General features: G+C 53.7%; 8 protein-coding genes. 2 read left to right on the top strand and 6 right to left on the bottom strand.

Annotation, left to right across the window (positions count from 1 at the left end; genetic code table 11):
• Nucleotides 1–7: 7 nt before the first annotated feature.
• Nucleotides 8–3,031, bottom strand: a complete 3,024-nt coding sequence (locus JKK62_RS08535) for a fibronectin type III domain-containing protein (RefSeq protein WP_201427552.1) — start codon at nucleotides 3,029–3,031, stop codon at nucleotides 8–10.
• A gap of 204 nt (nucleotides 3,032–3,235) precedes the next feature.
• On the opposite strand from JKK62_RS08535, the gene JKK62_RS08530 reads away from it, so the two are divergent.
• Entirely contained in the window at nucleotides 3,236–3,937 is a 702-nt protein-coding gene (locus tag JKK62_RS08530; RefSeq protein ID WP_201427551.1) for an ABC transporter ATP-binding protein, read from the top strand.
• Between the two features lie 21 nt (nucleotides 3,938–3,958).
• Nucleotides 3,959–7,519: an FtsX-like permease family protein gene (locus tag JKK62_RS08525; protein WP_201427550.1), complete on the top strand. Its 3,561-nt coding sequence runs from the start codon at nucleotides 3,959–3,961 to the stop codon at nucleotides 7,517–7,519.
• 108 nt (nucleotides 7,520–7,627) lie between these two features.
• Here the strand turns inward: JKK62_RS08525 and JKK62_RS08520 are convergent, their stop codons facing one another.
• From JKK62_RS08520 to JKK62_RS08500, 5 genes are all read right to left on the bottom strand, one after another.
• A complete protein-coding gene (locus JKK62_RS08520; protein WP_201427549.1) occupies nucleotides 7,628–9,316 on the bottom strand; it encodes a phospho-sugar mutase in 1,689 nt (562 codons plus the stop codon).
• Nucleotides 9,317–9,368: 52 nt separating this feature from the next.
• On the bottom strand, nucleotides 9,369–10,385 hold the full coding sequence (gene manA / locus JKK62_RS08515) for a mannose-6-phosphate isomerase, class I (protein WP_092968258.1): 1,017 nt from the start codon (nucleotides 10,383–10,385) through the stop codon (nucleotides 9,369–9,371).
• On the bottom strand, nucleotides 10,351–11,664 hold the full coding sequence (locus JKK62_RS08510; RefSeq protein WP_201427548.1) for a sugar phosphate nucleotidyltransferase: 1,314 nt from the start codon (nucleotides 11,662–11,664) through the stop codon (nucleotides 10,351–10,353). Before JKK62_RS08510 ends, manA begins: the two co-directional genes overlap by 35 nt.
• A 5-nt stretch (nucleotides 11,665–11,669) precedes the next feature.
• Nucleotides 11,670–12,614: a GDP-L-fucose synthase family protein gene (locus tag JKK62_RS08505; protein ID WP_201427547.1), complete on the bottom strand. Its 945-nt coding sequence runs from the start codon at nucleotides 12,612–12,614 to the stop codon at nucleotides 11,670–11,672.
• Nucleotides 12,615–12,630: 16 nt separating this feature from the next.
• The coding region (locus tag JKK62_RS08500; RefSeq protein WP_279380617.1) for a glycosyltransferase at nucleotides 12,631–13,255 on the bottom strand (625 nt) is incomplete at its 5' end.

Here is a 13,255-nt window from a genome sequence, read left to right as displayed (position 1 = left end):
TTTATCCCTAGATTTTGACGCGCATCCAAGAATAACCCGGGGCGATTGCTGCCTTGTAGTTGTTATCCGTGGGATTATTATTGTAGTCGATGCCAAAATAGGTGTTATCGAAGCGGTGTCTGCCCCACTCAGGGTCATAGACCTTGCCCTCGATTTCCGCCCAGCCGTGACCGCCGCTGTGGCAGGCATAAACGTTTTCATAGCCGATAGCCTTGGCAATAAAGGCGAATTCCGCGCCGTAGCTCAAGCAGTTGCCCTTGCCGTTTACAAACATGTCGTTGGCGTAGAGAATCTCCCATCCATCGCCGTGGTAATGCGGAATACGGGGATTCATCTCAACATAGGCGTTCTGAATATAACGGAACATTTTCCAGAGCTTGTCCGACTTGCTCATATTACTGTCGCAGACTTTGTCCACGAGCTTGAGCGCGCGGTGAAGAGTCTCGTCGTACTCGTCCGTGACCTTGACCGCTCTGCCGTCAAGGATGTTCCAATCGTTTCCGCCCCAAGTGACCGCCTTGCGGACGTCGAAGCTGAACACGCCGTTTTCGACATACCAGCTGCCGTAGGCATTTTTGGCGATGCCGGTGTAGTGATAGTCGATCTTGCCGTCCTTGCCCGCATAGCGGAAGCCCTCTGCGCTTGACCCAACAAGACAATCCTTGAGCATCTCGCCCGAGGAGGTGAAGTAATAGGTCGCGCCGTCGATGGTCACGTAGCCCTGACGGAGCTTTCCGTTGTTGAAATTATAGGTCTGGTTGCCGACGGTGATCTTTCCGTTGGCTATCTTTCCGTTGTAATAGAACGGTGCGTCGTCGATGTAGGAGCTGATCAATGCGCCCTTTTCGTCCATCAGGCGCAGGGTGTAGGCGTAGAGCTGATTGCTCTGCGCGGTGGTATCGGTATAGGAGGTTTCCTTTGTGGATTCAAAAAGCCTTGCCCAGCCGCCGCCGAGCGTCTTTCTGTAAAGGCGGTAGCTGTCCGCTCCGTCCACTGCGTTCCATGTTACGAGATTGGCGCTGCCGCTCCTCGATACGGACGTAAGCTGCGGCGGTGCAAAATAGCGGGTCGTCCAGCCTGCGCCGTTGAAGTCGCTGACGAATTCGTAGTCGCTGTCAAGGCAGCGAACCGTATAGGTGCGGGTTTCACCGTTCTTGACGGTGGTATCGAGATATTCGGTGTCGGCGGTGGAACGCAAGCCCTTCCAGCCGTCAACGGTTTTATAGAAAATGCCGTAGCGCGCCGCTCCGTCACACTTCGTGAAGCTGAGCTTTACGCCCTTTTCGGTGTTTTCAAAGTCCGTGATCTGAGGTGTTTTGACATACTGAATCGACTTGCCGCTGTTGTAGTAGCTCGTCCAGTCGGAGCCGTCTGCGTTGATGCAGCGGACGGTATAGGATATCTTTTTTCCCGAGGGTGCGTCGGTATCGACATAGGAGTTTTCCTTGATGTCAGCGATGCGCTTCCAGCTTTCGTCGCCCGTCTTGCGGTAGACGCGGTACTGCTCCGCACCACTGAGTGCGCCCCACTGAATCTGCACGCCGTTATCTGTGCCCTTTAGTGAGCTGATAACGGGCGGCTGCAAATACATATAACTCCAGCCGTCGCGGTTGAAGCGGCTGACAAAATTGCCGTCGCTGTCAAGGCAGCGGACAGTATAAATATTTGTTTCGCCTGACTTGACGTCGGTGCAGGTGTATTCTGTCGTCTTGGAGGTGCCCAGTCCCTTCCAGCTGCCGTCCGCGTTCTTGCGGAATACGCCGTAGCGTGCCGCGCCGTCGCACTTGTCCCAGTAGATGGTCGTACCGTCGGCGGTATTGGAAAAGCCCGTGATCTGCGGCGTCTTGACAAACTGAATCGACTTGCCGCTTGTATAGCCGCTCGTCCAGTCCGACGCGTCCGCGTTGATGCAGCGGACAGTATAGGATAGCTTCTCTCCCGAGGGTGCGTCCTTGTCGATAAACGCGTTCTCTTTCGTGTCGCCGATTCGTTTCCAGCCCGTGTCGCCCGTTTTGCGGTATACGCGGTACTGCTCCGCTCCCGCAAGCGCGTTCCATGTCACCTGCACACCCTCGTCGGTGTTTTCGAGCGACTCGATTACGGGCGGCTCAAGGAACATGTATCCCCAGCCCTCGCGGTTGAAGCGGCTGACAAACTCGCCGTCGCTGTCAAGACAGCGGACGGTGTAAACCGTGGTCTCGCCTGATTTGACGTCCTCGTTGAGATAGGACGTCGTCTTTGAGGTGCCCAGTCCTTTCCAGCTTCCGTCCGCGTTCTTGCGGAATACGCCGTAGCGTGCCGCGCCGTCGCACTTGCCCCAGTGGATCACTGTGCCCTCATTCGTGTTTTCAAAGCCCGTGACATACGGGGTGGCAACGTAGAAAATCGACTTTCCCTCGTTGTAGTAGCTCGTCCAGTCGGAGCCGTCCGCGTTGATGCAGCGGACAGTATACCAAACCTTTTCACCCGAGGGTACGTTCTTATCAAGGAGCGTCGTCTCCGCCGTGTCCGCGACGCGTCTCCAGCCGCCGTTTCCCGTTCTGCGGTATACGCGGTACTGCTCCGCGCCTTCGAGCGCGTTCCATGTCACCTGCACGCCCGTTTCAGTCGTTTCCAGTGACTCGATCACAGGCGGCGCAAGAAAGATGTTCTCATCTCCCGCCTTCCAGTAATCGCTGATGAAATCGCCGTCTTTGTTGAGCGCGCGTACCGTGTAGCGGTAGGTCTGCTCGCTTTTCAGACCCTTGTGGGTAAAGCTGAGGGACTCGGTGTTTCCCAGTCCTCTCCATGTCATACCGTCCCAGAGAAACAGGCGGTACTTGGCTGCATTCTGATACGCCGTCCAGTAAACGACGGTTCCGTCAGCTGTATTCTCAAAGCCCGTGATGCGCGGACCGTTGAAGGATTCCTGTCCGGGAATCGACTCGCCTGCGGCTACCGCCTGCAACGTATCCGCCTCCGCAGCCGAAATGCTGACAGCTGACATTGCCGTCAGCGCCGCCGCGAGAAGCGCTATCATAATTTTTTTCATGAAACAAAAACCTCCCGTCTTATAGAAAAAACTATGCATACTGTTATATCATATCACATACGCCGCGGTTTTTCAATCTTTTTGCCGTTTTTCGGCGTAAAATTTCAAATTCGGAACGAAAAAAATCATTGTGCAGAACAAAACAATTGCAAACAGGCACAGACTATGTTATAAAATAAGATAGAATACAAACGGGGTGAGACGATGAGTCTGGTCGTATTTAAAAATGTATACAAGCGCTACCGCATGGGTGAAATTACCATCAACGCCGTGGACGGCATTTCGTTCTCCGTGGAGGAGGGTGAATTTGCCGTAGTCGTCGGCGCTTCAGGCGCAGGAAAAACAACAGTACTCAATATCCTCGGCGGTATGGACAGCTGCACCGAAGGAGAAATCCTTGTCATGGACAGGGATATCAGCCGCCTGAGCGATAAAGAACTGATCGCCTACCGCCGCTATGATATCGGCTTTGTCTTTCAGTTCTACAACCTCGTCCACAACCTCACCGCAAAGGAAAATGTTGAATTGGCGGCTCAGATCTGCCGTGATCCGATGGACAGCGAGCAGGCGCTCGAGAGCGTGGGACTGCTGGACAGAAAGGATAACTTCCCCGTGCAGCTTTCGGGCGGCGAGCAACAGAGAGTGAGTATCGCGAGAGCGCTGGCAAAGAATCCCAAGCTGCTGCTCTGCGACGAACCGACCGGCGCGCTTGATTACAATACGGGAAGACAGATCCTCGCCCTGCTGCAGGAAACCTGCCGCAAGCAGAAAATGACCGTCGTGCTCATTACCCACAACAGCGCCATCACGCCGATGGCGGATCATGTGATCGAGATGAAAAGCGGCAAAATCGTCCGCGATATCTATAACGAGCATCCGAAGTCCATCGAGGAAATCGAATGGTAAACACGCAACGTAGGTGATACAATGACAAGAGCCTTGTTCAAAAATACCCTGCGCGAAATATGGAATACAAAAGCGAGATTTCTCTCCATTCTCGCGATCATCGCTCTGGGAGTGGGCTTCTTCGCGGGCATCAAGGCGACGCCGCCGTCGATGTACCGTCTTGCCGAGGAATACTACCGCGAAATACGCCTGATGGATTTCCGTCTGGTGTCAACCACGGGCTTTTCGGAGGATGACATTCAGGCTGTCAGCGAAACCTCGGGCGTCGAGGACGTCATGCCGTCCTATTTTTGCGACGTGCTGACTGCCTCCGAGGAGGGCGGCGATATTATCCGCGTGATCGCGCTGCCGAAGGGCTACAGGGACAACCCTGCGCTCAATTCCGTCGTAGTGCGGGAAGGCCGCAATATTGAAAACAGCGGAGAGATCCTCACCGAAAGCGTCGCGTTCGCGAACCACCGCTATCAGGTCGGCGGAACGGTGCATTTTGCTCCGAGTGCGGGAGACAACGCGCTCTCCGATATGCTCGCGCGCAGTGAGTTCAATATCGTCGGCAAGGTGGAATCGCCGCTGTATATCTCCTATCAGCGCGGCAACACGACTATCGGAAACGGAAAAATCGACGAGTACATGTACGTCTCCGCGGAGGACTTCGCCTTTCCGCGCTATACGGAGCTGTATGTGAAAGCAGCTCTTCCCGACGACCTCTCTCCTTTCTCCGACGGATATCAGGAGGAGATCGAGGATATCAAAAAGCGTCTGGAACAAACCGCAAAAGAACGCGAGGAAGCGTTTCAGGTCGAGGTCATCGACGAGGCAAACGCGCAGCTCGACGACGCAAAGAAAACCTATCAAACAGAAAAAACTAACGCAGATAATAAGCTGCGCGACGCGGAAAAGCAACTGGAGGACGGCGAGCAGGAATACAGGGACAAAATCGCCGACGCGGAAGCGCAGCTTGACGACGCGCGCGCAAAGATCACTGACGGCGAAGCGCAGCTCTATGACGCGGAGCGCGAATACAACAGCAAAATCGCCTCCGCCGAAAAGCAGCTCAATGACAAAAGCAAAGAGCTCAGCGATGCGGAAAAGCAATATGATCAATCTGTCAGGGACGCCGAAAAGCAGATCGCCGACGCGCAGGCGAAGATCAACAGCGGATGGGCGCAATATAACGCCTCACTCGCCGAATACAAGGAGAATGAAGATCTGTTCGGCTACCTTGAGAAAGCGCAGAAGGCGCTGCACCAGATCACCGACGCGGTCAAGACAATAGACGCGGAAAAGCTCTCGGAGCAGCTTCACTCCATTATCGACACAGCAAACGAGATACTCAAACAGCTTGAGGAGCGGAAAACGCTCACACCCGAACAGGCAAAGCGCGTGAAAGCCGTGCTCGACGGCTGCGAAAAGCTAATTGCCGACACGCAGAAGCTCCTCGACAGCACCGTCGCGCTGCTGGAAAAAGCACAGGAAACGCTGGACACGCTGGATGACCAATATCATCAGATCGGAGAGCAGCTCGCACAGGCGGAGCGTGATTTGATCAGCGCGCAAAAGGAGCTGGACAAAAAAGCCGCAGACGGCAAGGCGAGTCTTGACGAGGCGCGCGCACAGCTTGACAGCGGAAAAACACAGCTGAGCGAAGCGCACGGCGAACTGGAATCACAGAAAAAGAGCGGCCGCAGTCAGCTCGACAACGCCGCCCGGGAACTGGAGGCCGCCAGAGCAGCACTCGCGGGCGGCATCGAAAAGCTGGAAACCGAACGGGCTGACGGACGCGAAAAGCTCGATAACGCGCGAAAAGAGCTTGACGACAAAAGCAGCGAAGCGGAAAAAAAATTCAGAGACGCAAAAGCCTCTATCGACGAGGCACAGGCGGAAGTCGACAAGCTGTCGCCGTCAGACTGGTATACCTTCACACGCTCGGATAACCCCGGCTACGACAGCTACTCCTCCAACGCCGACCGTCTTGACGCGGTCGCTTCGGTGTTCCCGCTGTTTTTCCTGCTTGTTGCGGTGCTGGTCTGCGTGACGACCATGACGCGTCTGATCGAAGAAAAGCGCGTAGAAATCGCGACGCTCAAGGCGCTCGGCTACGGCAGCGGCTCCATCATCCTCAAATATGTGATTTACGCGGTTCTTGCCGCCGCAGCCGGCAGCATTCTTGGCATTACGGCAGGTATGCTGAGTCTGCCGTTCATCATCTATGACGCGTACCGCATCATGTTCTATATCGGCAACATCACGCTGGTGCCGCATCTGCCGTCCATTGTGCTGGGTATTCTGGCGGCTGTGGTCACAACGGCGGCGGTCTCGGTCATCGTCTGCCTGAAATCCCTGCGGGAAAAGCCCGCTCAGGCGATGCGCCCCAAGGCGCCGAAAGCAGGCAAGCGGATTCTGCTCGAATATATGACCCCGGTCTGGAAGCGCATGAGCTTCACCCGAAAGCTGACGGCGCGCAACCTGTTCCGCTACAAAATCAGAATGCTGATGACAGTCATCGGCGTTGCGGGCTGTACCGCGCTGATCGTGGCAGCGTTCGGCCTGCTCAACAGCTTTGTCCCGCTGACGGAAACGCAATTCACGGAAATCTTCCACTATGACGTGGTAGTCGTGCCGAAAGACGGCGGAACCGCCGGAGAGCTGGATTATTTAAAGGAGCTTGTCGCCGCTACGGGAAATACGGAGGATATGCTGCTTGCCTCTCAGGAACAGCTGACCGTCAGCTTCAACGGAAAAGAAAACACGGAATCCACCTATTTGCAGGTAACGCAGTCACCCGAGAGCTTTGAGCGCATGATGACGCTGCGCACGCGCGTCGGAAAGCAGCCGCTTTCTCTCGACGACAACAGCGTGATGATCAACGAATGGCTGGCAAACAAGCTGGGCATCTCCGTCGGAGACGTCATCACGCTGAAAACCGACAATAATGAAGCGGAAGCCACCGTCGGCGGCATCTATGAGCAATATATCTATAACTATGTGCTGCTCACTCCGCAGTATTACGAAGCACTTTTCGGCAAAGCCCCTGTTTACAATATGCTCGACGTCCGCCTTTCGGACAACAGCGACGAGGCGCAGGAAGCCTTCTCTGTAGGGCTGCTGGACGACAGCCGCATCGTTGCGGTATCGTTCCTCAATCAGAATGTCAGCGACTTTAAAAACATGCTCAATGCGCTGAATATGGTGGTCGTCGTCATGATCGTCTGCGCGTCGGGACTCGCTTTCGTCGTCCTGTACAACCTGACCAATATCAATATCGCGGAACGCGTGCGCGAAATCGCTACCTTCAAGGTGCTCGGCTTCTATAACAACGAAACCTCGCGCTTCATCTACCGCGAGAATATTCTCCTCACGCTGATGGGTATTGCCGCCGGGCTGGTGCTCGGGGTATTCCTGACAGGCTTCATCATCCGCACCGTCGAGGTCGATAACGTCATGTTCGGACGTGACATCTACCTTTCCACCTATGTTTACGCCTCACTGCTCACGATGGCGTTCTCGCTGCTGGTCAACTTCTTTATGAGCTTTAAAATCAAGGCGGTCAATATGGTGGAAAGCCTGAAAAGCGTCGAATGAGCTAGGATATGTCATATCAATTATATCATATAGTAAAAGGTCGTCCCGCTTTGAGACGACCTTATTCTTATTCCCGAAGGATGGAACGGGGATTCGTATTCTGCCCCGTTATGCAAAATATTTGTCCATATCCTGTACCAGTATTCTCTCGGTATCTCCCGCTTCCTGCATGCTGACGCCTGTTACGGAAAGATATATTTTCAGCTTTGGCTCTGTGCCCGAAGGTCTGACGACAACGGAACAGTTATCCTCGAGCAGGAATTTGATTACATCCGATTTCGGCAAACCGTCAAGCCCCTGCGCGTAATCCAGAACCTTGACCACCTTTTTTCCTCCAATCGAGGTAATTCTTTCGCGGCAGGCTCTCATGATTTCCTGCATCTTTGCAAAGCCTTTCGAGCCTTCAAACCGGTAGGAGTGCAGGGTATTCAGGCAGTAGCCGTACTCTTTGTAAAGCGATTCGAGCATGTCGATCAGGCTGATACCCAGCGTTTGATAATACGCGAACATCTCACAGATCAGGAACGCGCCGTCGACAGCGTCCTTGTCCCGAACATATCCGCCGCTCAGATAGCCATAGCTTTCTTCCATTCCGAAAATATAGCTGCTTTCCTTTCCCTGCTGCTCCAGAAGTCCGATCTGCTCTCCGATGAACTTGAAGCCTGTCAGCACATTTACGGTACGCACTCCGTAAGCCGCCGCTATGCGCTCTGCCAAATCGGTCGTCACAATCGTTTTGATAAACACGGGATTCTGCGGCATCGTGCCGTTTTCCGTACGCTTTCGGCAAATATAATCGAGAAGCAGCATTCCCGTTTCGTTTCCTGACAGGAGCCGGTACTCCCCATCGGGCGTCTTTACGGCAATTCCTACGCGGTCGCAGTCGGGATCGGTGGCAAGCAGCAAATCGGCGTTGTACCTTTCCGCGTACTCCATTCCGAGCGACATCGCTTCCTTTATCTCGGGATTCGGGTACGGACAGGTCGTGAAATTGCCGTCAGGTTCTTCCTGCTCCCTGACAACGGTGATATTGGTATATCCGCTCTCGTTGAGCGTGCGGAGCACGGGCTTCAATCCCGTTCCGTGAAGCGGTGAGTAAACAATGGCAACATTCTTGTCGATCTGATCGTTTTCCGAAAGCACCGACTGCTTCTTCACCTCCCCGACAAAGGCGGTATAGATATCGTCGCTGATAAATTCTATCGCGCCGCTCTCCAGTCCCTGTTCAAAGCTGCCCGTTTTGACGTCCGCAAAAATATCCAGCTTTTCGATTTCCGCGAGAATGGTTTTCGCCGCTTCCGTTGTGATCTGACAGCCGTCCGCGCCGTACACCTTGTAGCCGTTATATTCCGAAGGATTGTGCGACGCCGTTACCATGATGCCCGCGGCACAGTGCAGCGCGCGTACCGCATACGACAGGCACGGCGTTGGCATCAGCTCGGAATAAATATAGACCTTGATGCCGTTCGCCGCGAATACTCCCGCGGCAACCTTTGAAAACAGGTCGGATTTGATTCTCGAATCATAGCTTACCGCGATCTTCCTGTCCTTTTCGGGGAAGCTTTTTACGATATAATCCGCCAGTCCCTGTGACGCCTTCGCGACAACATGAATATTCATTCGGTTCGTACCCGCGCCGATGACACCGCGCAGACCGCCTGTTCCGAACGCGAGGTTCCGATAAAATGCGTCCTCGATCTTCGCTTCGTCGGCGGCAATGTCGGACAGCTCCTTTTCTACATCCGCGTCGCCCTTTGCCAGTTCGCACCAACGCTTATATTCCTGAATATAGTCCATAGTTTTCCTCCGTTTATTTGAAATCGCGCCGTCTGAACCGACGGCGCGACGCTCAGCAGCTCACCTTGAGCAATGCCGCTTTTCCGTATATTTCCATTTCAACACTGTCTGCGGGCACAAAAATGCAATCGCCCTTGAAAAACAGAAGCACTTCTTCTCCGTAAAACATAATGCCGCATCCGCTCAGACACAGGAGCACATTGAACGACACTTCTCCCACCTGAAACGGAACCTTGTCTTTCCGCTTTTCGGTGTTCAGTATGATTCTTTCGACCTGAAAATACTTGCACCTGCACAGCAATTCCGACGCCCAGCCCGGCTGATATTTCAGAACCCGCATCGGCTGGTGAGGCTCCGCACTGCTGTCCAGACCCGCCACCTCCAGCGCCTTGTCCACGTGGAGCTGCCGTTTCCTGCCGTTCTTATCCACACGGTCATAATCATAAAGGCGGTATGTCAGATTGGAGTTCTCCTGGATTTCGGCGATCAGCGCGCCCGCCCCGATCGCGTGGATCGTCCCTGCTTCAATGTAAAATACATCGTCCTTTTTGATGGATACCTTTTGCAGATATTTTTCCAGCTTGCCGTTTTCTATGGCGCTGCGGATGGTTTTCTTGTCCGTCTTATGGTGCAGACCGTAAACCAGACTCGCTTCGGGCGCCGCGTCGAGGACATACCACATCTCCGTTTTTCCGAGCTGACCGTTTTCATGCGCGGCGGCGTATTCGTCATCCGGATGAACCTGAACGGACAGATCCTGCTTCGCGTCGATCAATTTGATCAATATCGGAAGTTCTCCCTGTGTGCGCGGATGCGTGCCCAGAAATTCCGGATGCCGCTTCAGCACCTCCGTCAGCGTCATTCCCTTGAATGTGCCGCTGACAACAGTGCTCGGCCCGTCGGGATGCGTGGAACATTCCCATGTTTCCGCCAGCGGAGACATCGGAATGTTTTTCCCGAAATCGTCATTCAGCCGCTCGCCGCCCCACAGATAGTCCTTTCCGACCGGTTTTAATAGAAAAGGTTTGTTTTGTTTATTCGAGAGGGAATTTCTGTTTGTCCTGTACATTGATATCCTCTCCGAGCTGAACCTCGATGAGCTGCAGTTCCGTTACGGCAAATACCGTGTGACGACAGCCTGCCTGCATGGTCACAACATCACCGACCGTAAATTCCTGCTCCATTCCGTCAACTACGGTCTTTCCTTTGCCCGAGATACAGACCCACACCTCATCACGGTTCTTATGGCTGTGATAATTCATGCTGTTGCCCGGGTTCAGTGTCACCTTGATCGTTAGGCTGCTTGACTCGACGTCAAGTACACGGAAGCTTCCCCATGATTTCTCGGCAAACATGATCTGCTGATCGATCTTGTCCACATAGGGCTTGATGTAGCTGGACTCGTCCTTATCGGAAACCAGTATTCCCTCGGGACTTGCGGAAATGACAACGTCATGCAGTCCCATCGCAAGCACAGGGACATTCAGCTCATTGATGATATTCACGCCCGTGCAGGTCTCGCTCATCATCGCGTCGCCGATCGCGGCGTCCGTCATTGCCTCTGTCAGCGTGTTCCATGTGCCGAGATCCTTCCACTGACCTCCGAAACGCATCACCTGAATCTTTTCCTCTTTTTCTACGACGGCATAATCAAAGCTGATTTTTGTAAGCGTGCCGTATTTCGTGAAAAGATCCTGATAATCCGCGAAATCAATCAGCTCATGGGCGCGGTCAAGTACATACTTTAATCGATACGCGAACACGCCGCCGTTCCAGAGCGCGCCCTGAGAAATGTATTTTTCCGCCGTTTGCGTGTCGGGCTTTTCCTTAAAGGTCGACACGGCGCTTACCGCATCCTTGCTTTCGGGAATAATATACCCGTACTTCTCGCTGGGATAGGTAGGCTCTATTCCCATCAGCACAAGATTGGCTTCTCCCTTGTCCACCTGCTCTCCGAGCGCCTTGAGCGCCGCGAAATAGTCGTCATCCACATAAGGGTCTACGGGACACACCACCACCGCTTCATCCTCGGGAACACCCAGAACATCATGCAGATATGCCGTCGCAAGCGCGATTGCGGGAAACGTGTCTCGGCGGCACGGCTCTACGGATATCCCGACATTGTCTCCCAGCTGATTATGAATGGAGGATACCTGGGTTTTCGACGTCGCTATCGTCACCCTCGCTTCGCTGTCGATTTTTTTGATCTGGCGGTATACTCTCTGAACCATCGATTCATACTGACCGTCATCCGTTTTGAATATCTTGATAAACTGCTTAGATCGGATGTCATTGGAAAGCGGCCACAGTCTTTTTCCCGAACCACCCGAAAGCAAGACAATATTCATATTCATTACCTCTCTGCCCGCATCGGATTGTTGAGGAAATCCTCGTATGAGAGCCGGATTCCTTCTTCAAGCTCCGTTTTGTATTTCCAGCCGAGCGCCTCCGCTTTGGAAACGTCAAGCAGCTTTCTCGGGGTGCCGTTGGGCTTGGAGGTATCCCAGCGGATCTCTCCCTCGTATCCGACGACTTTCGCGACCAGCTCTGTCAGCTCCCTGATCGTCAGCTCTTTTCCTGTTCCCGCGTTGACGGTTTCGTTGCCGCTGTAGTGGTTCATCAGGAACACGCACAGGTTTGCCAGATCGTCAACATACAGGAACTCGCGCAGAGGCGAACCGTCGCCCCAACAGGTCACATACTCCGCTCCGCTTTCCTTCGCCTCGTGGAAACGGCGGATCAGCGCCGGAAGAACGTGGCTGTGTGTGGGATGATAGTTGTCGTTCGGTCCATAGAGATTCGTCGGCATGACGCTGATGTAATCCGTACCGTACTGTCGGTTCAAAAACTCGCAGTATTTCAGTCCCGAGATCTTTGCCAGCGCGTATGCTTCGTTTGTTTTTTCCAGCTCGCTTGTCAGCAGGCAGCTTTCTTTCATGGGCTGCGGCGCCATTCTCGGATAAATGCAGGACGATCCGAGGAACTCCAGCTTCTTGCAGCCGTTTTTCCACGCGGAATGAATCACGTTCATCTCGAGGATCATGTTGTCGTACATGAAATCCGCAAGCGCGTTCTGGTTGGCTATGATTCCGCCTACCTTCGCGGCTGCCAGAAATACGTATTCGGGTTTTTCCTCCGCGAAAAACGCTTCTACGTCATTCTGTCTGCAAAGATCAAGCTCCTTGTGTGTGCGTGTGATGATGTTGGTGTAGCCCTGTCTCTCAAGCTCACGCACGATCGCAGAGCCAACCATTCCCCTGTGACCTGCTACATATATTTTTGCGTCTTTTTCCATCATAGTAATACTTCCTCTTTTACAGTGAACAAAGCTTTTCAGCAACCTCAGCCGCGCAGTCATCAAACCCGCCGCAGCTTCCGTCAAGCCTATCCAATTTTTTGATGATTCCGCTGATATCACACAGCTCTTCCGCCGTCACGGAAGCTGCAAGGTGTTTCTCTTCCAGCAGTCTGATTGTTGTCCTGTCCTCCAGAACACCGTCGCGCCGGAAAAGCGCCATGCGTTTTCCGGCAAGCAGACATTCGGATACCGTTCCCCAACCCGCTTTCGTTATGACATAATCCGCGGCGGCTATATAGTCCTGCGTATTGACGGTGGTATACGGGATGACCTCCACATTGTCTCCGGCAAGCGGTACGCCCTGTGTTGTATAGAAATCATACGGCGTGCCGCTGACGTCTGCCGCTTTTCTGAACTGCGCCGACATTCCCAGAGCGACAAAGACAAGCTTTCTGTCATGCCTGCTTTTGATCGCCGCGACCGCCTCTTTGTCAAACGGTCTTGCCGTGACGGAGGTTTCCTGCCGTTCCGCGTTTTTCAGATACGCGAGCATTTCCTGATTATGCAGGGCATAGAGCATGGCATGCCTGATTTTTCCGTAATATTCCGCATACGCTTTCCAGATTAGATCGGAAGAGCAC

It is taken from the genome of Ruminococcus difficilis (assembly GCF_016680995.1).
This window is presented reverse-complemented; position numbering and strand designations above follow the sequence as displayed.